The organism is Stenotrophomonas sp. YJH_SMC_32, from assembly GCF_059369975.1.
In genome coordinates this window covers 21,245-42,004 of sequence record NZ_JCAFTE010000005.1, presented here as the reverse complement: position 1 = coordinate 42,004, position 20,760 = coordinate 21,245, and the positions used below count along the sequence as shown (strand labels likewise).

Sequence of the window (20,760 nt, the reverse complement as noted above, 5' to 3'; positions counted from 1 at the left end):
CGACCCCTGGAGTACCCCCATGACTGTTGCGCAGTTCTACCCGATCGGCACCCCCGGACAGCCCTGGGGCGACGCGGAACGCGCACAGTGGCGGGCCCGCCAGCAGCGCCAGCGCAGCTACCACGATGACGTGGTGGCCGCCCTTGAGCGCCTGGACGACAGCGTTTTCGACGTGATCCAGTACGGCCAGCTGGACTATGCACCGGACCATTACCCGCTGTTCGCCGTGGTCAACCACGACTGGAACCCGGCGCTGCCGACCGCGCTGATCACCGGCGGCGTGCATGGCTACGAAACCAGCGGCGTGCACGGCGCCCTGCAGTTCCTGGAACAGCAGGCCGAGCGTTACCTGGGCCGGCTGAACCTGATCGTCGCGCCGTGCGTCAGCCCGTGGGGCTACGAGCGCATCCAGCGCTGGAACCCGGATGCGATCGATCCGAACCGCAGCTTCCGTGACGGCGGCCAGATCAAGGAAGCCGCCGCACTGATGGCCTGGGTGGGCGAGCGCAAGGCGAACCTGCTGGTGCACCTGGACCTGCACGAGACCACCGACAGCGACCTGAACGAGTTCGATCCGGCGCGCTGCGCGCGCGACGGCAAGCCGTTCGAGCGCGACACGATTCCCGATGGCTTCTATGTGATCGGCAACAGCGAAGATCCGCAGGCCGAGTTCCAGAAGGCCCTGATTGCCGCAGTGGCGCCCATCACCCACATCGCCCCGGCCGATGCCGACGGCAACCTGGTCGGCCTGCCGCTGCAGTCGCCGGGCGTGGTCTGGGGCGAGTCGCGTTCGATCGGCGCCTGCGCCGGCTTCACCGACGCACGCTTTGCGACCACCACCGAGGTCTACCCGGACAGCCCGCGCACCAACCCGCAGGAATGCAACGACGCCCAGGTGGCGGCGGTGTGTGCGGGCCTGGATTTCGCCCTGGCGGCGCAGTAGCGCGCCACGTTGCGGGCGGTGACCGGCATCAGCCGGTGCCGCTTCTTCGCCGGCGTGGCGGCCACAGCCGGCGAACCCGACGGGCGGCATCCGGCAAACACATCCAGATTACGCTGGTACACCGTGCTGCTGAGCCCGAACAGGCCCAGCAGCGAGTGGAAGATGTTGTCGTGGCTGTGCGCCCGTTGCAGCGCATTCCCACGCAGGCAGGCCATGTCCAGGCCCGCGTTGCGGCCGAAGTCCGATGAGAACCACATCACCATCGGCACCTGGGTCTGTTCGCGCGGGGCGATGAAGTAGGGCGTGCCATGCAGGTACATGCCGCGTTCGCCGAGCGACTCGCCGTGGTCGGACACATAGATCAGCGCAACGTCGCGCCGGTCCGAATAGCCTTGCAGCAGGTCGATGGTCTCCGCCAGCACCCGGTCGGTATGCACCAGGGTGTTGTCATAGGTGTTGACCAGCGCCTCGTTGCTGCAATGCTGGATCTGGTTGCTGTCGCAGGTCGGGCTGAAGGCCCGCGAGGCAGCCGGATAGCGCTCGAAGTAGGTCGGGCCGTGGCTGCCCAGCTGATGCAGCACGACCAGGGCGTCGCCACTCAATGCATCGATGTGTGCACCGAGCTGGTGCAGCAGCACCTCGTCGTAGCACGTACCGTCGGTGTTGACGCACTGGCCGGCCACCTTCAGCGCAGGCATGTCCTCGGTCGGCACGCGCTCGCACACGCCCTTGCAGCCGCCATTGTTGTTGTTGCGCCAGAGCACGCTGACGCCGGTACGCTGCAGGATGTCGAGCACGTTCTCCTCGGTCGCCGCGCGAACGTCGTCGTATTGCTGGCGGGTCATCTGCGAGAACATGCACGGCACCGAGATGGCCGTTGCGGTTCCACACGAGGAGACATCACTGAAGCTGATGACGCCTTCCGTGCGTGAGAGCCGGGGATTGGTTGCGCGTGGGTAGCCGTTGAGCTGGAAGTTCTGTGACCGCGCGGTCTCGCCGACGACCATGACCACCAGCTTCGGGCGCGGGCCGGGTATGCGCCGCGCGTCCGTGCCGATCGGGCGCAGCGGTTGCTGGCGGGTGCTATGGAGGCTTTTCAGGTAACCGTGGGTATGGCGCATCACGTTCAACGGCAGTACCTGGTCGCGGATGTGGCGGTTATTGCGCAGCAGTGAGGAGTAGTCCTTGTAGAACGCAAAGCCGATCACCAGCAGCATCACCAGTGACGCCAGAACGTTGGCCGGCCACACCAGCAGTGACCGTATCGAACCCGCTCCGCTGGCGGTGCGCACCAGGGCAAGCCCTGCAGCGGGCATCGCGCCCAGCGCCAGCAGGGTCAACAGCAGCGGCAGCGAGAGATAGGCGTTCAGTTCGGCCTGATTGGTCTCGAACACGTTCTGCACCATGCTGCGATCGATCAGCACGTTGTAGTGCAGCATGAAATAGCTGCAGGCGGCGCTGGTGACGATGAGTACGGCCAGCAGCGGCTTGCGCACGAAGGGTAGTGCCAGCAATGGCGTCAGCAGCAGATTGAACAGGCAGAACAACACCAGCGGCAGGCTGGCCAGGAACAGGATGCTGCGCACACCGTTGAGATCGGTCAGTTCCCACAGCGACTTCCAGAGGGCGATGTTTCCAATCGTGGTGAAGAAAAACGCTGCGGCCCAGACCAGGATGATCGGATGGGGCCGTGGAAAACGGAGGCATTGACGCACGAGCAGGGTCCGCGGAACAGGAGTGCGCGCAGTATCGAAACGGCCTTATCAGGAAGTTGTCAGGATTGCCGGCCTAGCCCAGCAGGATCACGCCCCACACCGCGCCGACCATCAACAACGCGGTGGTCTGTGCGGCGCTGCCCATGTCCTTGGCGTTCTTCGACAGCGGGTGCTGCTCCAGCGAGATGCGATCAACCACGGCCTCGATTGCCGAGTTGAGCAGTTCCACCAGCAGGCTGATGAAGCAGACCGCCAGCACCAACGCGCGCTCGGTTGTACTGATGTCCAGCACGAACGCCGCAGTGATCAACAGCGCGTGCAGCAGCAGCAGCTGGCGAAAGGCGGCCTCGCCGCGGAAGGTCGCGATGAAGCCATCGCGCGAATGGACCAGGGTGTGCAAGATGCGGCTCAGGCCGGTCTTGCCGTGCGGATACTTGCCGCTGTGCTTGGGGTGCTGCATGCCGTTCTCGAGGTTGGGGCAACCCCGAGCATGTGCACGCCGCTGTCAGGAATACGTCAGATGCGGGCCGCAGGCCAGTGCAGGGCGAACCGGCAGCCGCGCTCCGAGGACTGTACCGTCATTGTCCAGCCAAGGTGTTCGACGATGCGCTGCACGATGGATAGTCCCAATCCTTCGCCGCTGTGCGGTGCCCCGGGCACGAATCGTTGGAACTGCTGCGGGTCGATGCTGGAGGGCAGGCCGGTGCCGGTGTCTGCGATGATCAGTGCGGTGGTGTCCAGGGTGATCCGGACCTTGCCCTGTTCGGTGTATTGGCAGGCGTTGCGCGTCAGGTTCCAGATCACGCTGTGTACCAGGTCCGGATTGGTGTGCATCGTTACCTCGCGACCGGGATCAACGGTGATGCCGACCGGCTTGCCGGCCAGCCAGGGCTGGCAGCGCTCCACGCAGGACTCGATCAACGGACGCAAAGCCACCTCGCTGCGCGGGACTGAGCCGGGGGAACGTGAGAGCAACAGCAGGCAGGACAACTGGCGCTGCATCTCCTGGGTGGTACGCAGGATGCGCTCCGCGCTGGGAACCAGATGGCTGTCAGGAGGAAGCTGGCAGGCAAGGGTTTCCGCAGCGCCGCCGATGATGGCCAGCGGCGTACGCAGCTCATGGCTGGCATCGCCGCTGAAGCATTGCTCGCGGTGAAGGAAACGCTCCAGTTCATCACTGTGCCGGGCAAAGGCGCGGGACAGAACACCGATCTCGTCGCGTGCGTCCTGGCAGGGAAAGGGCTTCCGCCCGCTCTGCACGGCATCGGCCAACTGCGTGATGGGCGCGATGACGTGCGACGCCACCTTGCGACCGATCAGGAAGGCGCCGAGCACGCAGATCGAAATGACCAGCGCTGCAAAGGCGTTGATCAGGTATTCCAGATAGCCATAAGGCGCCGCGTCCTGCAGCAGGTAGTAGCGCTGTCCGCCACTGTCGAACACGCGCAGGTGCCACTCGTTGGGTGCTGCTTCGCCGTGGTAGCCCAGGCCATACTGGCGCAGCACCACAGGTACGTTCCGGGCATCGTACAGTGCGCTGCCGGAGGGCAGGGCGGGGCGTTGGCCACGAGCCAGTTCGTCCTGCAGGCGGCGTACTTGGCTGTCCTGGGTGCGTCCAACGACGGCGGCCCGTACCTGGTCGTAGTCCACCTGTTCGGCCAGAACGATGAAGCCCATGGCGCCGGCCATCAGCAGCACGAACGAAATCGTGATGCGGGTGCGCAGGGTCAGGCGCCGGTAGAGAGCGGCGGGGGTCACGCCGGCATGCGCCAGCCGACGCTGTGCACTGTGGCGATCAGCGTGGTGTCGAAACTGCGGTCCACCTGCAGGCGCAGCTCATGGATGTGGGTACGCAGCGCGCCGCCGTCCGGTGGCTCGTCGCCCCAGACCAGGTATTCCATCTCCTGCTTGCGGACCACGGCGGGTGCCGCGCGTACCAGGCACAACAGGAGCTTGTGCGAGGTGGGCGTCAGCGCGATGCAGCGTCCCTGCCGCCAGGCCTGCGGCGACCGCGTATCGACCTGCAGGTCCTTCCACGCCAGTACGCTGTCGACCTGGCGGCCCTGGGCGCGTCGCACCAGGGCCTTGATCCGCGCATCCAGCTCCTTCAGCGAGAAGGGCTTGACCAGATAGTCATCCGCGCCCAGCGCCAGGCCCTGCACGCGGTCTTCGACCGGATCGCGCGCCGTCAGCATCAGGACCGGCACCGGATTCTGGAACTCCTGGCGCAGCTTCCGGCACAGCGCCATCCCGTCCAGGCGTGGCAGCATCAGGTCCAGCAGGATGGCATCGTAGTCGTTCTGCGTGGCCCGACGCAGGCCACTGGCGCCGTCACGGGCGTCGTCCAGCACATAGCCGAGTGGCTCAAAGAAGGCGTACAGGTTGGCAACCAGTTCGGGGTTGTCTTCGATGATCAGCAGGCGGGTCATTGCGAGCGTCCTTGCGCGTGGCCGAACTCTGCCCGATCCCTTGCCGGATGCCAATGCCCTGGCTGAATGGATCGCAATCCGCGCTCGGCGTCCTCAAGACGTTCAATCGGCCGGGCTGCGTGAATCGCGGATCGAGTAGATCACCGAGAAGATCTTCCAGCCTTGCTCGGTCCGGACCAGCTGCCACATTTCCCTGCCCCAGTTGGTCTTCACCCCATCGTCGTGGAAGCTGTAGTCGAACGACACCGAAGCCACATCGCCGTCCGTTTCGATCTTCGTGTTGGAGAACTTTTCCTCCTTCGGCTTCGGCGAGGCGACCGCCCCGTCAATCAGCGCGATGAAGTTGTTGGCGGGAATCTGCCGCGCCTTGATCGCATCGGGCTTGGCCTTGCGGATGTCCTGCAGGCGCGCGTCCTCGGAAACGAACTGCCAGCCGATATCTTCCGGCTTGTCAGAGAAGAACAGGCTCATGTAGGTCGGCTTGTCCTTGTTGATCAGCGAGGTGCGGAACGATTCGACCACCTGTTCGATGGCCTTGACGTCGGCAGGGGCGTTCTGCGCGGCTATGACTGGCAGCCACGCCGGGAGCAGAAGGGCGAGGGCGGCGGAGCGTGCACGTGCCTTGGGCATCATGGGGGTCCTGGGGAGGAGTGAGGTGGCGCTCGCGCATCACCGCGCGTCGGTTCGCCAGAAAAGCACGTGGTCTTCGGCCGTGTTGACGGCGAAGAAGACGGATTTTCCGGATTCGGGCGCGCAGCGAAAGACACGGTACGACGCACTGAGCGTCGCGTTGCCAGGCCACCAGTATCGATTGAATGCAACAGGATCACTGTTGTTGAATGTGGTCGCCTGGCAATCCGCAGGCAGCTGCAGTGGTATCGCAGGGGGCTTGGTGAAGGCCAGCGCGCTGGTGTTGGAGTCGAGGTCATGGACCTCGCGCAGATCGGTTGCCGCTTGCGGCACCCAGCCGGGAATCCACCCCTTGTTCACCCTGTCGGAGTCAAGCGCCTCCTGCAGGGTGTCGAACGAACTGTCCATCACCATACCGCAGGCGCATAGCGCGCTACAGAACGTCACGACAATGGCGCGCCTGGCCCATGCAACGGGGCTGGTCATCCTCGTCATGCTCTGCGGAAAGCAGCCTACCCACTTCCTAGGGCGGCAAGCGCTTGAGCCGCTCTCCCAGCCCCGGTCGTACGGCCGGTCGCAGGGTTCTGCATGGCGCTGCGCCTTGCGCGCGTACTGCTGCATGAACAGGCCGATCTCCTGCGCGATCCTGTCCTTCCGGCTCTTGCCTGCCATCGACGGGCGTCCCTGTGTTCATCCTGAATCATCGGTCGGCGCACGCTAGCACGGATGACGGGCGCCGCAACAGGCCGGTTTGACGTTGAGGAAGGTCTGCGCGGATGATGCGCGGGCGCGCGGCGCAGGAGGGGATCTGTCAATGAGGACATTGATGTGGGGGCTTGCCGGCCTGTTCCTGGCGTACGTTGCCGGTTGCTCGGCAATCTCGGCGTGGCATTCCCGCGCGCTTGCCTCGGTTCGGCCGGGGGCGGGCAAGGCCGGAGTACTCCAGGCGCTGGGGCAACCTGACGTGGTGGAGCACGCCGCTGCTCCCTTTACCCGCTATGCCAGCCGTGGATGCAGTGGTCGCTGTGCGCAGCGATGGTGGTATGAGAACCGGCTGGGCCTGGATACCGAAGCCTGGTCGGTGGAGCTGGATGCTTCCGATCGCGTGCTCACAACGTCGCGCTTGACGTCACCCTAGAAGACCGCGACGAACGCATGCGCATCCATCGACCTTTCATCTTCATCGCAAGCCTGGCCCTGATGGCGTTGTGCGGGCTGATGGGCGTGCTGGTGCTCATCCATGGCTTCAACGAGCAGGGCCTGCGCTGTGGCAGGCTGTGCTCACTGGAGGTCTCCCTCCGCCTGCTCTTCGGTGATCGGGGATTCGAACTGCTGGTGGCGATGGGACTGTTTGCCACAGCGCTGATGTGCGCGTATATCGCATTGCGGGAGGGCATGCATGCCCGGCGGCCGCGAAGGCAGGTACAGCGTCGGGGGCATAAGCGCCGCCGATCGTCACAGCCCAGGTCGTGAAGTATCTCTCCGCGCGGCGTTCTGCCGCGCGGAGGGACACCGCAGGAGGTATCAGCGATGCAGCGCGTCGATGATCAGCCCGGTGGCGATCTCCACCAACAGGTACTCGTTATCGGACTGCCGGACCCAGCGCCGGTCGCGGCCCGGCTCGCGCAGGTCATAGCGCGCGTAGTCGTCCACCCAGTAGCGGCGGTCCACTTCGGCCCAAGGGAGGCGGTCGCCACGACGCCAGGCCTTCTTCTGCCAGCCCGGCGGCGGCGCATCGCGGTTGTGCGGGCCACCTGCATGCGGCGGCGGGCCGTTGCCGCGGGCGTGGTGCGGCGGATCGGCGAAGGCGGGGGCCGCAGCCAACGCGGTGGCGGTGGTCAAAGCGATGGCAAGCAAACGTGTGGTCTTCATGGATGTGCCTCCGTCATGGCCGCAGCATGCGGCGCTGTGGCGGGAATATAGGGCAGACAACGTGAATGAATACGGGTGTGCGCGGCACTTTCCTGAACACACAGCGTGACGTGCAGTCGCCGCCCCGGAAAGGATCAACGGGCCCCGTCCGGGGCCGGACCCAATGCGCCCCAGCCGCCGCCCAGTGACAGGAACAGATCCATCTGGCGATCGACCCGGTCCGCGCGCGATGCGGCCAATGCGGACTCCGCATCTGCCAGCGCGGCCTGGGCCGAAAGCACATCGAGAAAATCGATCCTGCCGAAACGGTAGAGCAGCTGCGCCTGTCCCGCGGCCCGCGCTGCGTCCCCATGCGCCTGTGCCAGGCTGCGCTCGCGTTCAAGCGCCTGCGTGCAGGCAGAAAGCGCAGTCTCGGTCTGGCGAAGTGCCTGCAGCACCGCGCCGTCAAAGGAAGCAAGAGCCGCATCTGCATTGGCACCGGCCGCTGCGATGCGGGCCTTGGCCACGCGGCGGTTGGGCCAGTGCCATGACAGCAGCGGCCCGACGCTCGCCCCGAAACTGTCGGCGGAAAGCAGATGCGCCGGTGTGCCAGCCACGCCCGAAGAGGCGCCCAAGGTGATCTGCGGATAGAGACCCGCCGTCTCGACACCGATCATTGCAGTCGCGGCGGCCAGGCTGCGTTCGGCTGCGCGTACGTCAGGGCGCCGCTGGAGCAGCTGCCAGCCGTCACCGACCGGCAATGCCTGCTGCAGCTCAGGGGGCTGTGGGCACCCTCCTGCTTCCTTGGGATAGTCTGCCGGGACTTTGCCCATCAGTGCGGCCAGTTCGAACAGTGCGGCCTGGCGTTCTGCCAGCAGGTGCGGTACCGCCGCCGCGCTGCGGTTGACCGCGGCTCCGGCACGGCTGACATCGAAGTCCGTTCCACGCCCGCCTGCAGCCAGGCGACGGGTTGCCTCCAGCGTGGCGCGCTGTATCGCCAGCACATGCCGGGTCGCAGCGAGCGTGTGATTGCTTGTGCAGATCTGGAGATAGGCACGGGTGACAGCCGCAGCGACCACCACGCGGACCTGGTCGCGTGCCGCAGCGATGGCCTCCGCGTCGGCGTTGGCGGCTTCGATGCCGCGGCGGATGCCGCCTGCAAGATCCAGTGGATAGGAGAGGCGAAGGCCCAGCGCATAGGATTGCGGCGCGGCCGACGCCTGGGTGTAGCCACCGGCATGGACGAGCGTGCCCGATGCATCCACGTCCCCTTGCACGGCACCGCGCGCGCGGTACTCCAGCACGGTCGCGCTGGCGCGCCGAAGGTTGGCATCGGCGGCGCGCAGGTCGGTATTGGCCGCCAGTGCTTCGCGTACGTAGGCGTCAAGCTGAGGGTCGCCATACAGTTCCCACCACCGATCCGGTGGTGGGTCGTGGCTGAACGATGCCTCCTGGCCCGAGACGAACGCCTGCGCCGCGCGTGTGGAGGCAGCGACGGCATTCGCAGGCAGGTGATAGTCGGGGCCGGACACGCAGGCCGTCATCGGCAGCAGCAGGGCAAGCAGCCCACCGCGTAGTGTTCGCAGGCTCACTTGCAGGTTCCCTGTGCCGAGGGCGTGATGGTCACACTCGCAGTGCGACCGACGATCAGGCGGGTATCCGGCCGCTCATCGTCAATGCGGATGCGTACCGGGATCCGCTGTGCCAGCCTCACCCAGGTGTAGGTCGGCGCCACCGCCGGCAGCAGGTTGTGGGTGCTTGAGCGCTGATCGTCGGCAATGCCGGCGGCGATGGTATCCACGTGCCCGCGCACGTCGTGGTCGTCGCCCATCAGCCGGGCCACGGCGGCATCGCCCTCGGTGATGCAGGCCAGCTTGGTTTCCTCGAAATAGCCCTCGATGCGCAGGCTGCGGGTGTCGATCAGCGCCAGCGCCTGTGCCCCCGGCTGCAGGTAGTCGCCCGCGTGCAGGTCCAGGTTGGTGACGATGCCATCGGTGGTCGCACGCACCTCGGTGCGTTGCACATTGAGCCGGGCAACGCGCTGTTCGGCCCGCGCCTGCGCCAGGGCGGCCAGCTCGGTATCGACCTTGGCGGCATTGCGTTCGCGGGTTTCCGAAGCGACCAGGTTGCCCAGTGCGTTGTCCCGCGTCGATTCGCGGCGGGCCAGTGCCAGCGTGGCGCGTGCGCTGCTGGCCGCTGCGTCGGCCTTCTCAAGTGCGGCAGCGAAGCGCGGCTGGTCCAGCACCAGCAGCAGCTGTCCGGCGCTGACCCGCTGGTTGTCGTGCACCAGCACCTGGGTCACCAGCCCCCCCATGTCCGACGCAACGCGCACCACGTCGGCGCGCACCCGACCATCGCGCGTCCACGGGCGTGTTTCGTAGCGATGCCAGATGGCCAGTGCAGCGACGACGGCAATTGCGAACACCATCAGGGTTGCGCTCCAGCGCCCGATGACAGCAAGCGTGTGTTTCATCTCATTTCTCGAACAGGGGCGCGAGCCGGATCATCAGCTCCGCCAGGATCACGAACAGGGACAGGCCCACCAGTGGCCACGCGGCGAACAACCGGTACAGACCGAGGCTGGCGAGGAAACGTGAGGTCAGTACCGACAGCGCCAGCGCGGCGACGGCCACCGCAAGCAGGCCGGGAATCAGCACGCCGTCAATCGAAAGATCAGGAAGCATGAGGTCAGCGCCGGTGGGTGAACAAAGGTACGAGAAGGTCGCGGCGCAACCCGCAGAGCAGGTGCGACAGATGCTCCCGATCAGCCCCACTGCTGGTAACCACTGCTTCGCGCATTCGGTCCAGCACTTCCAGAAGATGGGTGTCGATACGGCGCGGCGGGTGGGCACGAACCCTGAAATGCTCGGCGATGCGTTCGATCAGCAGTGCATGAAGCGCCCGGACCTGCGGATTGTCCCGGCACTTGTCCAGTGCGCGGAGTTGGCTGGATGCACGTGCCGCACGAACATCCGCAAACAATGCCCGCAGGTCGTGCGCGGCGCTGGAACGGCCCTGCAGCCTGGGAGCGAGCAGCCCGATTCGATCCAGCATGCGGCTGAGCCAGGCGCGTGTCACATCACCTTGTCCGGCGGCGTGTCGTGCGATATCCCGACGGATCGAACGCTCCAGCCGTGCGCGGTTGCGGCCCGCATCGGCGGTCTGGAACAGCTGCATGCTGCACAGTGCCACCGTCGTACCGATGAACAACGCAACGCTGTTGTTGAGTGCGCCGACGATGTTGACCGTATTGGTCGCGCCCAGGCCGGCGATGAGCGGGAAGGTCAGTACCACACCCAGCGCAGCCATGATGAAGGGAGGCCGGGCCAGGAACGATCCGCACAGCAGCAGCGCAGGCGCCAGCGCGGCAATCAGGCCGACGAAATCGGACAGCGCGGGGAAGATCAGCAGACCGTAGAGCAGGCCGACGGCAACGCCGATCAACGACCCCACCAGATAGCGCATGACATGCGGCGCAGGCGCTTCGATCGTGCCGAACAGCACGCACGCCGTGCCGATGATGGACACCGCCGTGGCGCCGTCCGACCAGCCGGTAACGATCCACAGAACGCAGCTCAGCAGGATGCCGACGAACGCGCCCAGCGCGCTGCGCAGGGCAAGCCGATGATCCCGGTGAAGTACCGCACCCTGCACATGTCGCGCAAGGCGGGCAGGTACATGCAGACGCCAGTCGGGGCGGGCAATGTGCAGTTGTGCCTGCAGCACGCGGCAGTCGGCGTGGGCCAGGTCGAGCTCGGCCTGTTGCACGGCAAGGCCGGTCTGCATCAGCTCGCGCCAGCCAGGCGAATCCATCGCGCGGGCCTGGGGTGAGCGCAGCCGGTCGATGGAATCTTCCACCGCGCTGGACAGCGTCAGGACGTCCAGCATCCGGTCGTGCAGGGCGCGCAGGATCTGCACCTGCGCCACGCCGTGGGCGCTGTCGTAGGGCAGGTGGATCGACAGTACATGCAACTCGAGCAGGTCGGCGGCCACTTTCGAGCGGTCCGTCGCCAGCACCGTGTCCGATGCGCCGGCGCGCATGTCCCGTGTCCATCGTTCCGCGTCATCCAGCACGGCAGCGACCCGTGCGTGCACGCGCGACGAAACCCGGCGCGGCAGCACCAGCCCATGGACCAGCGTTGCGGCCAGGATGCCGATGGCGATTTCCTGCACCCGCGTGATGGCGATGGTGAACACGTCTGCCGGCACCATCACCGCAGGAAACCCGATCAGGCTGGTGGTATAGCCGGCCAGCAGGAACGCATAGGCACGTGGCGTGCGGTCGAGCATTGCCAGATACAGGCAAAGTGACATCCAGGTGGCGAGCGCGGCGCTCAGCACCAGGGGGGCATTGGCGAAGCGTGGCACCAGCGCGACGGTGGCGACGGCCCCACCCACGGTACCGAGCAGGCGAAACAGGCCGCGGCTCAGTGTTGCCCCGGAAAGGGGCTGCGACACCAGATAGACCGTGCCGATCACCCAGAACGGGCGATTCAGGCCGATCCGCAGAGAGACATACAGCCCCAGTGACGCGGCGAGCAGGCATTTGAGCGAGAACAGCACTGCTTCCTGGTCGGTCCTGAGGGCAGGGCTTTTCAACCGGGCGAATGCCTGGAACACATGGGGACGGAAAGGGGTAGGGGAGGGCATGCGGCTCATGCTAGTGATCGGCCGCACTGGCGAATTTCGCTACAATGACAATCAATCGCTAAAACCGGTCAATGTGAGAATGGCTCGCATTTCGCTCCCCGGCTTTGACCTGGACCCGGACGAGACCGATCGCCCGGCGGTCGCCAGCCGCCTGCAGGTGGCCGAGCACGACGCGGAAATTCCGGTGCATGAGCATCGAAAGGGCCAGCTCATTCTTGCGCTGCATGGGGCGGTGACCTGCGAAGTGGCCAACGCGCTGTGGATCGTGCCGCCCCAGTGTGGCGTCTGGATCCCGGGCGGCATGCCGCACAGCAATCGCGCCACCGCCAACGCGCGCCTGTGCTACCTGTTCGTCGAGCCCGGCGTCGTCGACCTGCCGGCGCAGTGCGTGACGCTGGCGATCTCGCCGATGCTGCGCGAGATGATCCTGCACCTGGCCGACGCGCCGCTGGACTACCCGCATGGCAGCCACACCGACCGGTTGGCGCGGGTGCTGCTGGACGAACTGGTGCAGATGCCGGCCGAGCATCTGTCGCTGCCGGTCAGCCATCACCCGAAGGTGCGGGCGTTGGCGGCGGCGCTGTCGGCGGATCCGGCAGATCGCAGCACTATCAGCCAGTGGGCGGTGCGCCTGGCCCTGGGCGAGCGCACATTGACCCGGCTCATCGAACGGGAAACGGGCTTGTCCTTCGGGCGCTGGCGGCAGCAGCTGCACCTGCTCATCGCCATTCGGGAACTCGCCGCCGGTGCACCGGTACAACGCGTTTCCGAGACGCTGGGCTATGAGTCGGTGACGGCCTTCATCACGATGTTCAAGAAAGCACTTGGCCTTTCCCCGGCGCGGTACTTCGCGGTGCGCCTGCGCGGGCAGTAGCGGGGAACAACGGGGGAAGCCGTTGCCTGGAACGGCTACTTGGAGGTGTCGGAGACCGATTGAATCGCGGCCACCACCGCAGCAGGGTCCTCGCGCTGGAGGGTGTGGCCGGTTGCCAGGTAGCGATGCGTACCGCGCGTGAACCCCGAGAAGAGCAGGGCGTGCTGTGCTTTCCAGAGCGCCTTGCCCGCTGCGGTTTCTTCGAAGAACAACGGTTCGGCAGCCAGCTGGGTTGCAGTCAGCAGCACCACCGGCACGTCCGGCATTGTGCGCGGGGTCTCCGCACCGGGTGCATCCAGTTGTTCGGTCAGCACGGCGTAGTCGGCGGCCATGGCCGGCGGCAGCATCGCCCGCAGCTGGGCATCGTCTGCCTGCACGCGGGCACTGTCGGCCTGCTTGAACGCATGGCGCTGCCCCATCGTGGCCGGGTCCACCAGCACCAGGCCCTGCAGGCGCTCCGGATGGCGGCGTGCAAACTCAGTGGCCAGCAGGCCGCCATAGGAATGACCCACCAGCACCACGCGGCGACCGGGAGCGAGCGTATCGATCACGGCCGTGAGGTCGGCCAGATGCGCATCGATGCGCTTGGGGTGACCGTCGCTGCCGGACTTGCCGAGTCCTGCACGGGCGTAGGTGATGCTGTGATAGTTGCGCCCCAGACCCGCGACCACCTCCTTCCAGGCGCCCGCGCCCTGGCCGAAACCGGATTCAAAGACCACGGTGATCGGGCCTGACCCCGTTTCTTCGGCCTGCAGTGCGTAAGCGCCTCGATCCACCTGGATTTCCCCTGCGTGCGCGGTGCCCACTGCGGCCATCATCGCGGCCAGCGCCCACAACGTCACTCGGCTGCTCTTCATTGCCGTTCCCCTGGGCCGTGCGCGTGCCAGTCCTTCCGATGGGTCAGGTCTGCAGCGGAGTGCCACAGCCTGCCGACCTCGCGACGGGTCGTGCTGGTAATGTAGTGAGGTATAACACCTACTCCCTGTGCAGGAAGTCATGGTGCATGAGGTCGCTGCGCCTGCGCTGCGGGTTCTTCCGCCCCCCCCTATCAACGCGGCTGACCTTGCCGGCATCTGGTGCGTCGGATCTGACGCTGCTTTTGCCCTTTGTCGCCGGCGTTGCAGCAGTTGGAGGAAGGGATGCCGGCAATCTATTAGGTTGCATTGGGTATCGTCTGCGCTATGGTTGGAATTCAAACTGTGTATTGAGCCCTATGAAGCTGACGCGCGGATGGTTTCTTGCACTATCTGTAATGTGGCTGGCCATTTTCACTTTGATGCTGTGGCTTGACCGAATCTGGGATGCGTGTGGCGCGTTGCTAGCTGCGACAGCCTTCTTTCTCGTTGCCTTGAGGAGAAAGCAGCATTTGGCTGGTGGATCACAAGAGTAGCGTGCCTTCTCAGCCCCCTCTTCGAAGAGGGGGCTTGAGAATTTTGACTCCACCGGTAATCGCACCCCGCTTTCCACTTCGGCAGGCACCGCCAGCTACACCTATCCCCCAACCAGCCATCGCCTGGCTGCGGTGGATGGCGAGGTGCGCAACCATGACGCAGCGGGGAATACCACCAGCATCGGCAGCAAGACGTTCATCTACAACGATGCGAACCGCATGAACGCGGTGAGGCAGGGTGATGCCGTGCTGGAAAGCTACGGTTACAACCATCGCGGTGAGCGCGTGCTGCGCACCCCGGCCGGTGGCGCGGCGCAGATCACGCTGTACGACGAGGCAGGACAGTGGCTGGGCAACTACTCGGCCACGGGCCAGGCGCAGCAGCAGGCCATCTGGCTGGATAACTACCCGGTGGCGCTGATCAATGTGCCGGCTACCGGCGTGCCGGAGTTGGCCTACGTCCAACCAGATCATCTGGGTACGCCGCGCGTGGTGATCGATCCGGTGCGGAATGTTGCAATCTGGGAGTGGAGCAACAAGAGCGAGGTATTCGGCAACCAGATTCCGAGTGCCGACCCGGACGGGGATGGTGTGGCGTTCGAACTGGCACTGCGCTTCCCGGGCCAGCAGTCCACGGATGCGAGCGGGTTGCTTTACAACTATAGTGGTTCGATCAAAACATCAAGGGTGACTCCACCGCTGACTCCGCTGCGGATCAGCTGGCAAACCGCCTCGGACGATCATCTGGACAAATGAGCCGTACGCGGAGTTGCTCGCAGATGTGCGGGAGCTATCGACCCGGTGGAAACTTCCCTTGCTGATGACTCGGATGCCTCAGATGTACGCCCCCAAGCTGCTCCCAATCGTGACGCTGTCAATCGCACTTTCTGGTTGCATGGAAGTTGCCAGCACCGAGTATGCAGACCGCAATCAAGCCGTCTCAAGGCAAGCAATCGGTGAATCGAAATGGTTGCCTTCATGGTTGCCAGAGGATGCAGTCAACATACGCGAGTCGCACGACATGGACACAAATGAATCGTGGCTGGTTTTCCGCCTGACCAGCGGCGTTCTTGCTTTGCCCGAAGAATGTAGGCTGGTGAGCAGGCCGGAGATGTCCGACGCGCGAGTCATGCGGAGATTTCCTCAGTTTGCCCGCAACGCGTGGTCGCGAGCGTCAAGCCATGGCGGCAAGTTCTATCTGTGTCCGGAGGGAAATGTTGGCCGCTGGGTCATGCGCGATGAAGAGCTGGGCCTTGTTTACAGCGGAATAGCGCTATAAGTGGCTGGGCGGTCTCGCCTGGGAAGCGAAATGCGTGGCTGGCACCTTGCGATGTCCTTTCCCGGTGCCTGATTCGCTACTTTCCGGCCGAGCGTCGAGGTCGGGCATGGGTCACATCGACCTCGCCACTGACCATGTTCGCGAATGGGAAGGCGCTGTCAGAGCATCGCAGGTTCCGGCAGGTCCTGGGGCGCGTGGCCGTGGTGACGACTGTATGGGAGGGGATCTGGGATATCGGCTCCATGCTCTATTGTGGCTGCAGCGCAGGCGGTGGATGGAGGCGAATGGAAATGAAAGAAAAAATGAGAGAAAGAGAGGCGCTGTCGCCAACTGGCTTCTATGACCAATACTATGCGGACAGTGGCCTGGATCAGGAAACCGTAGTGGAGCTGCTGGAGCATGTTGCAGACGAGCTTCGTTTGCCCTCCGGGAAGCTCCGTCCTGGAGATCGATTTTCGAAGGAACTGTCGCCTGGTGAAGCTGATGGCTGGGACTCGGGGTATGGAGTTTTAATATTCGAGCTTCAATCGCTCGCGAAAGAACGGGGTATTGCAGTCAATCGGCGGGTGGATTCGCTCGACGACTACATTCGTATCATGGCGGGTATCTATTGATGAGGTTGATGCGTACCTGAATGGTTGTATGCGTGAGACGTCGCAGTGCGTACTGAGGATCCGAGGATGCCAAAGGTGAGGTGTGCCGCAGCTGTCATGGCCGGTCTGGTTCTGGCCGGCTGTGCAACATTGGGTGGCGATATGATCGTGCGCGTCTCGGGAAGCGTGCCGCCAGGTCAGGGTGACGTTCGCGCTCTGGATTGTGAGCTGAGCATGCTCGGGGAGGGCGAAGGTGTAGTTTCGTCGAAACCGGTTGGAAGCACATTCTCGGTCCCCATGATGGTCGTTGCAGGGCCGGAACCCCAGAGCTACCAATTCGCCGTTGAATGCAGGGACGGCCGGAGTTTCGCACCCAAGCCGGTGCAGATCAGTAGTCGGCGCTCCTATGCCCGGGATCTCAATCTTGGGGAGCTCCAGGAGCGGTGAGAGAGAGGAAGGGGCGACCGGGGTCGCACCTCCGTCGTATGCATCTGACGGATTCCAGTGGATGAATGAAGATTTCAACTTGCTCGAATGGTGTGACGCCACGTTGCTGGCCATCAACATTGACAGGAGCAAACCTGGCGTATGCGACGAGGTAAGGGTCCACGTGCGCTGGCCGGACGGCCGGCAGGCAAGCGTCTGCTTCTCGGAAGCCTACGGGTGCTCGGCGCTCATGAACTTCGGCGTACTGGGGGAGGAGGGAATAGAGTTCGCCAGGGTCGAGGACGACGAGCCGGGGCTTGCTCATCTTCTTGATCGTTGGAAGGCGGTCGGCTATCCGTTGTCCGGCCTGAAGTGTTTCCGTATCGAGACCACCTCGACCGGAAGCGTAATTCTCATCTACGCCAGGACATGGCGGATCGAGCATCTGCCGATGGCGGGTGCAGTGCCCTGAAGGACATTCCGTGCCCAGATTCCTCACCCCCGACACGGTCTCCCTCATCCAAGGGAAGCGGCCTGAGAAGACCGAGCGGAGATGTGTTTGGGGTCATGATTTTTGGCCCTGCGGCGACGTTGTCCGCCACACTCTGCAAACTGGGGCCTTGATGATGGTGAGGATCCTGACAGCACTACTTCTGATTGGAGTCGGACCTGGATTCTCTGGCGGCGCATGGGCTGTAGGAAAGCGGCCCTTCAAGATGATCCAGTTCTGCGTGCATGACCAAGAGGGCGTGAATCGGTTCAAGCAGACCCTCAGCTCTATCGCCAAGGACGAAGGAATGCAGTACTTCGATTGCAGCGCTGAATCGGATCACCAGCTTGCCAGGGCAAAGGTGGACGTGAAACGCCCTGTCGTCTACGTCGGAGTGAAGCGGGAAGATGGCTCAGGACTGGAGGCGGGGAACCTCGGATTGGATCGCTTCGAGATAGCTATCGGCTTCTCTGAAGGGAAGATGCCCGCCGAGGCACGGTAATTTTCTGTTCGCGTCGAACGCACCTTGGCCGAGCGCTGGAATGTACTCGCGATTCCCTCGGCGAAGGGCGCTACGCCGCTGGCATGTCGGGTGGAAGGCGGTTCTCGCTGAAGGGCGTTGCACATGACATTCACCCTTCGGGCTGCAAGCGCCCCACCGCCTGCGCGCACAACGACTGGCAGGCCATGACCAACCCCTCCATCACCCGGTCGCCCACGTACTGCCCGGGTTCGCCGTTCTGCCGGGTGCGTTCGGCCGCCAGCAGCATTTCCAGCACCACCCGCAACCCGGTCAATGCGCAATCGGCGTCGGCCAGGGCGAGGCAGCGGCCGGGCAGCTGGTGACGCTCCGGCCAGGGCTGCCCGTCGGCCGCCGCACCGGAGCCGATGCGGTGGAGGTTGGCAATGAAGGTGTTCCGGTCAATCGCAGGCGAAGCCGGTGGCGAACCGTCGTCAGTGGCGGCGCTGCGGTAGGCGTGCAGAGGCGGGAAGTCCGATTCGTTCATGGCAAGGCTCCGTGCAGGGCAATCGGTAGCCGCCACTCATAAAAGTGGCGGACGGTACGTGGTTCGAACACCGGGTTGATGTCAGTCCGGCGGGCCCGAAGGCCCCCACGCACCGCCCGCCATAGCCGGCAGACGGATTGCCAGCCGGCGCCACGCTGAGGTGGCGCCGGCTGGCAAGCGCATACATCAACATCAACTCGGGTGTTCGAAGCCCGGCCACCCTTTTCCGGTGGCACGCCATCTGAGCCCCTGGCGCTGTGCAATGCCAATCAGAAGAGTTGTAAACATCACTCGATTGGAGACGCTTTCGGCATTCTCCCATGCTGTTAAGCACTGCCAGCGCTGGCTGGCGCGGCGGTCCGCCCGCACCGTGCAATCTGCGACAGATGTCGAGGTTGGGGGGCGTTAGGGAACAAAGGGGGAGGGGCGATGACGACAGGCTCTGCGGGGAGCGACCTGTGTCGAGCATGGCCCGCGTCTACAGGCGCCAAAGCGTGACGTGCGACTCGGGTTGACGTTCCCAGCCACCAAGCGCAGGCTTGTTCAGCACGTTTCCTAAACAGAAGGAGACTTATGACCGCCACCGCTTCGCTGCACCCCACCCCCGACACCCAAGGCCGTTCCCGCCTGTGGAGTGTGTTCTGGCTGCAGGGCGTCATTCCCAGCAACATTCTGTGGGCGGTGGCCCTCTGGGCGCTGGCCAACCAGCGCACCCCGCTGCTGCTGGGGGTATTTGCCGTGCTGCTGCTCTATACCGGCTGGATCATCCCGGCGGTCTGGCGGGCGGCGCCCACCGCGCACAACCCCAACCTGGGCGTGGCGGCGCGCGGGCTGACCGTGGCCTGGGGGCTGAACACCGTGCTGGTGATCTTCTTCCTGACCCTGCAGCTGGTGGCTCAATAGAACTGAACGGGCTCGCCGCCACGGTCGAAGGCGGCGAAGCGGCCGATCTGACCGTCATGGATGGCGTTGACCATCAGCTGCAACGGGCGCGCGGCTTCGTCGCTGTTCGGCGCGAAACCGCCACGGCCATCCAGCGCCGCTACGAACACCAGGTCCCAGTCGATGCCGGTGGTGGTCGATTCGGCCGCCAGCGCCTGGAAGCTGGGCACCTCGGCCGGCAGCTTGTCCACGCACAGCACCGGCGACAGGGTGCCGCCCTCGCGGCGGTCATGACGGTCGCGCTGGTCGCTGGTGGGCGATTCGGGCAGCTCGGCGCGCACGAATACGAACAGCAGGCGTTGCGGTTCAGCCTGCTCGCCGGCGGCGTGCAGCAGTTGCTGGAAATCGTTCATCATCATGAGGGTTGTCACACGCCCGCTGCACGGAAAGCCGCATGCTGCCACAACGCCTGCCGCGCGGGGCCGAACGAGATTGATTTAAGTCATGCCGATGGAACTGAAGGCCGCGTACTCTGGCAATCGTTCCAGCAGGCGAGGGTATCCGGGCCGTTCCGGGAACAGGCAAGACGGTGGAGCAACAAGGTGGACCAGCCATGAGCCAACTCACCGACGGTTTCGGACGCAGCTTTCCGTACCTGCGCCTGTCGTTGACCGAAGCCTGCAACTTCCGTTGCAGCTACTGCCTGCCCGACGGTTACCAGGCCGATGGCCGCCCGCGCTTCCTGCAGGTGGATGAAATCGCAAGGGTGGTGCGTGCGTTTGCCGCGCTGGGCATGAGCAAGATCCGCCTGACCGGCGGCGAGCCCAGCCTGCGCAAGGATCTGGACGAGATCATCGCCACCGTGGCGGCGGTGCCGGGCATCCGCAAGGTGGCCATCACCACCAATGGCACGCTGCTGCCGCGGCGCTTGCCGGGTTGGCACCGGGCCGGGCTGACCGCGCTGAACGTGAGCATGGACAGCCTGCAGCGCGAACGCTTCCACACCATCACCGGCCATGACCGCCTGCCGGAGATCGAACAGGGCCTGGCGCTGGCGCAGGCGTTGGGCCTGCCGGCGATCAAGCTCAACGCGGTGCTGCTGCGCGGCCTGAACGACGACGAGCTGCCGCAGTGGATGGACTACCTGCGTGACCGCCCCTTCAGCGTGCGCTTCATCGAGCTGATGCGCACCGGCGACAACGAAGCCTATTTCCAGCGCCACCACCTGCGCGCCGATCGGGTGATCGAGCAGCTGCTGGCCGCAGGCTGGCACGAGCGCCCGCGCGCGGCCGATGCCGGCCCGGCGCGCGAGTTCGGTCATCCGGACCATCGCGGCAGCATTGGGATCATCGCGCCGTATTCGCGTGACTTCTGCAAAGGCTGCAACCGCCTGCGGGTGACCGCCAAGGGCGACCTGCGGCTGTGCCTGTTCGGCGAGTTCGGCGTGCCACTGCGACCGCTGCTGCAGCGCGATGAGGACCACGACGCGCTGCTGGCACGCATCACCACCCAGCTTGGCCTGAAAGCGGCCGGGCATGGACTGCACCAGGGCCAGACCGGGCTGACCCCGCACCTGGCCTCGATCGGAGGATGAGCAACAC

Annotated in this window: 24 protein-coding genes and 1 pseudogene; 11 read left to right on the top strand and 14 right to left on the bottom strand. The window is 64.9% G+C overall.

Going from position 1 to position 20,760, the window contains the following annotated elements:
- Positions 1–19 precede the first annotated feature (19 nt).
- A complete protein-coding gene (locus AC5P7S_RS09250; RefSeq protein ID WP_069138347.1) occupies positions 20–943 on the top strand; it encodes a M14 family metallopeptidase in 924 nt (307 codons plus the stop codon).
- On the opposite strand, the gene AC5P7S_RS09245 is transcribed toward AC5P7S_RS09250, so the two are convergent.
- The 6 genes from AC5P7S_RS09245 to AC5P7S_RS09220 form a co-directional block, all read right to left on the bottom strand.
- Positions 847–2,658 carry a phosphoethanolamine transferase gene (locus AC5P7S_RS09245; RefSeq protein WP_095377095.1) on the bottom strand — a complete coding sequence of 604 codons (1,812 nt, stop codon included), beginning with the start codon at positions 2,656–2,658 and terminating at the stop codon, positions 847–849. The two genes, AC5P7S_RS09250 and AC5P7S_RS09245, sit on opposite strands and share 97 nt — an antisense overlap.
- A 73-nt stretch (positions 2,659–2,731) precedes the next feature.
- A complete protein-coding gene (locus AC5P7S_RS09240) occupies positions 2,732–3,118 on the bottom strand; it encodes a diacylglycerol kinase (protein WP_005416899.1) in 387 nt (128 codons plus the stop codon).
- Between the two features lie 56 nt (positions 3,119–3,174).
- Positions 3,175–4,416 (bottom strand): sensor histidine kinase, encoded by a 1,242-nt coding sequence (locus tag AC5P7S_RS09235; RefSeq protein WP_095377094.1) that lies wholly within the window; start codon positions 4,414–4,416, stop codon positions 3,175–3,177.
- Complete coding sequence (locus tag AC5P7S_RS09230) at positions 4,413–5,087, bottom strand: response regulator transcription factor (protein ID WP_095377093.1); 675 nt, start codon at positions 5,085–5,087, stop codon at positions 4,413–4,415. Before AC5P7S_RS09230 ends, AC5P7S_RS09235 begins: the two co-directional genes overlap by 4 nt.
- Positions 5,088–5,189: 102 nt before the next feature.
- The gene (locus AC5P7S_RS09225) at positions 5,190–5,720 is read right to left on the bottom strand and encodes a Cif family virulence factor (RefSeq protein ID WP_095377092.1); all 531 of its coding nucleotides are present in this window, start codon (positions 5,718–5,720) and stop codon (positions 5,190–5,192) included.
- Positions 5,721–5,756: 36 nt separating this feature from the next.
- A complete protein-coding gene (locus tag AC5P7S_RS09220; RefSeq protein ID WP_242441295.1) occupies positions 5,757–6,389 on the bottom strand; it encodes a YbbD-related protein in 633 nt (210 codons plus the stop codon).
- Between the two features lie 483 nt (positions 6,390–6,872).
- Between AC5P7S_RS09220 and AC5P7S_RS09215 the strand changes: the two genes are divergently transcribed.
- Positions 6,873–7,190 carry a hypothetical protein gene (locus tag AC5P7S_RS09215; RefSeq protein ID WP_095377090.1) on the top strand — a complete coding sequence of 106 codons (318 nt, stop codon included), beginning with the start codon at positions 6,873–6,875 and terminating at the stop codon, positions 7,188–7,190.
- Positions 7,191–7,241: 51 nt separating this feature from the next.
- On the opposite strand, the gene AC5P7S_RS09210 is transcribed toward AC5P7S_RS09215, so the two are convergent.
- From AC5P7S_RS09210 to AC5P7S_RS09190, 5 genes are all read right to left on the bottom strand, one after another.
- On the bottom strand, positions 7,242–7,589 hold the full coding sequence (locus tag AC5P7S_RS09210; RefSeq protein ID WP_065185701.1) for an RcnB family protein: 348 nt from the start codon (positions 7,587–7,589) through the stop codon (positions 7,242–7,244).
- A 134-nt stretch (positions 7,590–7,723) separates the two neighbouring features.
- On the bottom strand, positions 7,724–9,160 hold the full coding sequence (locus AC5P7S_RS09205) for an efflux transporter outer membrane subunit (RefSeq protein ID WP_095377089.1): 1,437 nt from the start codon (positions 9,158–9,160) through the stop codon (positions 7,724–7,726).
- Positions 9,157–10,041, bottom strand: coding sequence for an HlyD family secretion protein (locus AC5P7S_RS09200; RefSeq protein ID WP_095377088.1), 885 nt, complete (start codon positions 10,039–10,041; stop codon positions 9,157–9,159). The genes AC5P7S_RS09205 and AC5P7S_RS09200 overlap by 4 nt, the downstream gene beginning before the upstream one ends.
- A gap of 1 nt (position 10,042) precedes the next feature.
- Positions 10,043–10,252, bottom strand: coding sequence for a DUF1656 domain-containing protein (locus AC5P7S_RS09195; RefSeq protein WP_005416886.1), 210 nt, complete (start codon positions 10,250–10,252; stop codon positions 10,043–10,045).
- A 4-nt stretch (positions 10,253–10,256) separates the two neighbouring features.
- A complete protein-coding gene (locus AC5P7S_RS09190; protein ID WP_495213624.1) occupies positions 10,257–12,227 on the bottom strand; it encodes an FUSC family protein in 1,971 nt (656 codons plus the stop codon).
- A 70-nt stretch (positions 12,228–12,297) separates the two neighbouring features.
- Here AC5P7S_RS09190 and AC5P7S_RS09185 point away from each other — a divergent pair, with 70 nt between their 5' ends.
- Complete coding sequence (locus AC5P7S_RS09185) at positions 12,298–13,092, top strand: AraC family transcriptional regulator (protein ID WP_005416883.1); 795 nt, start codon at positions 12,298–12,300, stop codon at positions 13,090–13,092.
- A gap of 35 nt (positions 13,093–13,127) precedes the next feature.
- Here AC5P7S_RS09185 and AC5P7S_RS09180 read toward each other — a convergent pair whose 3' ends face one another.
- Positions 13,128–13,949, bottom strand: coding sequence for an alpha/beta fold hydrolase (locus tag AC5P7S_RS09180; protein ID WP_095377086.1), 822 nt, complete (start codon positions 13,947–13,949; stop codon positions 13,128–13,130).
- 146 nt (positions 13,950–14,095) lie between these two features.
- Between AC5P7S_RS09180 and AC5P7S_RS09175 the strand changes: the two genes are divergently transcribed.
- The 6 genes and pseudogenes from AC5P7S_RS09175 to AC5P7S_RS09150 all read left to right on the top strand — a co-directional run bounded on the left by AC5P7S_RS09175 (position 14,096) and on the right by AC5P7S_RS09150 (position 17,772).
- Positions 14,096–14,482 carry a hypothetical protein gene (locus AC5P7S_RS09175; protein WP_134955521.1) on the top strand — a complete coding sequence of 129 codons (387 nt, stop codon included), beginning with the start codon at positions 14,096–14,098 and terminating at the stop codon, positions 14,480–14,482.
- 42 nt (positions 14,483–14,524) lie between these two features.
- A pseudogene (locus AC5P7S_RS09170) lies at positions 14,525–15,145 on the top strand (RHS repeat-associated core domain-containing protein); the annotation flags it as partial.
- Between the two features lie 175 nt (positions 15,146–15,320).
- Positions 15,321–15,761: a YbbD-related protein gene (locus AC5P7S_RS09165; RefSeq protein WP_141239332.1), complete on the top strand. Its 441-nt coding sequence runs from the start codon at positions 15,321–15,323 to the stop codon at positions 15,759–15,761.
- 284 nt (positions 15,762–16,045) lie between these two features.
- Positions 16,046–16,375, top strand: coding sequence for a hypothetical protein (locus tag AC5P7S_RS09160; protein ID WP_005416874.1), 330 nt, complete (start codon positions 16,046–16,048; stop codon positions 16,373–16,375).
- A gap of 487 nt (positions 16,376–16,862) precedes the next feature.
- Positions 16,863–17,252: a hypothetical protein gene (locus tag AC5P7S_RS09155; protein ID WP_065196156.1), complete on the top strand. Its 390-nt coding sequence runs from the start codon at positions 16,863–16,865 to the stop codon at positions 17,250–17,252.
- Positions 17,253–17,496: 244 nt separating this feature from the next.
- Positions 17,497–17,772 carry a hypothetical protein gene (locus AC5P7S_RS09150; protein ID WP_242441294.1) on the top strand — a complete coding sequence of 92 codons (276 nt, stop codon included), beginning with the start codon at positions 17,497–17,499 and terminating at the stop codon, positions 17,770–17,772.
- A gap of 130 nt (positions 17,773–17,902) precedes the next feature.
- Here the strand turns inward: AC5P7S_RS09150 and AC5P7S_RS09145 are convergent, their stop codons facing one another.
- Positions 17,903–18,277 carry a hypothetical protein gene (locus AC5P7S_RS09145; RefSeq protein WP_065185692.1) on the bottom strand — a complete coding sequence of 125 codons (375 nt, stop codon included), beginning with the start codon at positions 18,275–18,277 and terminating at the stop codon, positions 17,903–17,905.
- A gap of 573 nt (positions 18,278–18,850) precedes the next feature.
- Here AC5P7S_RS09145 and AC5P7S_RS09140 point away from each other — a divergent pair.
- Positions 18,851–19,180 carry a hypothetical protein gene (locus AC5P7S_RS09140; protein ID WP_019659894.1) on the top strand — a complete coding sequence of 110 codons (330 nt, stop codon included), beginning with the start codon at positions 18,851–18,853 and terminating at the stop codon, positions 19,178–19,180.
- On the opposite strand, the gene AC5P7S_RS09135 is transcribed toward AC5P7S_RS09140, so the two are convergent.
- The gene (locus tag AC5P7S_RS09135) at positions 19,174–19,578 is read right to left on the bottom strand and encodes a ribonucleotide reductase subunit alpha (RefSeq protein ID WP_065185691.1); all 405 of its coding nucleotides are present in this window, start codon (positions 19,576–19,578) and stop codon (positions 19,174–19,176) included. The genes AC5P7S_RS09140 and AC5P7S_RS09135 overlap by 7 nt on opposite strands.
- Positions 19,579–19,772: 194 nt before the next feature.
- Here AC5P7S_RS09135 and moaA point away from each other — a divergent pair, with 194 nt between their 5' ends.
- Positions 19,773–20,753 (top strand): GTP 3',8-cyclase MoaA, encoded by a 981-nt coding sequence (moaA, locus tag AC5P7S_RS09130; RefSeq protein ID WP_095377082.1) that lies wholly within the window; start codon positions 19,773–19,775, stop codon positions 20,751–20,753.
- Positions 20,754–20,760: the final 7 nt, after the last annotated feature.

Bases quoted from the DNA above. Each gene is read 5' to 3' on its own strand.
- AC5P7S_RS09250 (WP_069138347.1), top strand. From the start codon at position 20: ATGACTGTTGCGCAGTTCTACCCGATCGGCACCCCCGGACAGCCCTGG.
- AC5P7S_RS09240 (WP_005416899.1), bottom strand. From the start codon at position 3,118: ATGCAGCACCCCAAGCACAGCGGCAAGTATCCGCACGGCAAGACCGGC.
- AC5P7S_RS09230 (WP_095377093.1), bottom strand. From the start codon at position 5,087: ATGACCCGCCTGCTGATCATCGAAGACAACCCCGAACTGGTTGCCAAC.
- AC5P7S_RS09225 (WP_095377092.1), bottom strand. From the start codon at position 5,720: ATGATGCCCAAGGCACGTGCACGCTCCGCCGCCCTCGCCCTTCTGCTC.
- AC5P7S_RS09220 (WP_242441295.1), bottom strand. From the start codon at position 6,389: ATGGCAGGCAAGAGCCGGAAGGACAGGATCGCGCAGGAGATCGGCCTG.
- AC5P7S_RS09215 (WP_095377090.1), top strand. From the start codon at position 6,873: ATGCGCATCCATCGACCTTTCATCTTCATCGCAAGCCTGGCCCTGATG.
- AC5P7S_RS09210 (WP_065185701.1), bottom strand. From the start codon at position 7,589: ATGAAGACCACACGTTTGCTTGCCATCGCTTTGACCACCGCCACCGCG.
- AC5P7S_RS09200 (WP_095377088.1), bottom strand. From the start codon at position 10,041: ATGAAACACACGCTTGCTGTCATCGGGCGCTGGAGCGCAACCCTGATG.
- AC5P7S_RS09195 (WP_005416886.1), bottom strand. From the start codon at position 10,252: ATGCTTCCTGATCTTTCGATTGACGGCGTGCTGATTCCCGGCCTGCTT.
- AC5P7S_RS09190 (WP_495213624.1), bottom strand. From the start codon at position 12,227: ATGAGCCGCATGCCCTCCCCTACCCCTTTCCGTCCCCATGTGTTCCAG.
- AC5P7S_RS09185 (WP_005416883.1), top strand. From the start codon at position 12,298: ATGGCTCGCATTTCGCTCCCCGGCTTTGACCTGGACCCGGACGAGACC.
- AC5P7S_RS09180 (WP_095377086.1), bottom strand. From the start codon at position 13,949: ATGAAGAGCAGCCGAGTGACGTTGTGGGCGCTGGCCGCGATGATGGCC.
- AC5P7S_RS09175 (WP_134955521.1), top strand. From the start codon at position 14,096: ATGAGGTCGCTGCGCCTGCGCTGCGGGTTCTTCCGCCCCCCCCTATCA.
- AC5P7S_RS09165 (WP_141239332.1), top strand. From the start codon at position 15,321: ATGTACGCCCCCAAGCTGCTCCCAATCGTGACGCTGTCAATCGCACTT.
- AC5P7S_RS09160 (WP_005416874.1), top strand. From the start codon at position 16,046: ATGGAAATGAAAGAAAAAATGAGAGAAAGAGAGGCGCTGTCGCCAACT.
- AC5P7S_RS09155 (WP_065196156.1), top strand. From the start codon at position 16,863: ATGAATGAAGATTTCAACTTGCTCGAATGGTGTGACGCCACGTTGCTG.
- AC5P7S_RS09150 (WP_242441294.1), top strand. From the start codon at position 17,497: ATGATCCAGTTCTGCGTGCATGACCAAGAGGGCGTGAATCGGTTCAAG.
- AC5P7S_RS09145 (WP_065185692.1), bottom strand. From the start codon at position 18,277: ATGAACGAATCGGACTTCCCGCCTCTGCACGCCTACCGCAGCGCCGCC.
- AC5P7S_RS09140 (WP_019659894.1), top strand. From the start codon at position 18,851: ATGACCGCCACCGCTTCGCTGCACCCCACCCCCGACACCCAAGGCCGT.
- AC5P7S_RS09135 (WP_065185691.1), bottom strand. From the start codon at position 19,578: ATGATGATGAACGATTTCCAGCAACTGCTGCACGCCGCCGGCGAGCAG.
- moaA (WP_095377082.1), top strand. From the start codon at position 19,773: ATGAGCCAACTCACCGACGGTTTCGGACGCAGCTTTCCGTACCTGCGC.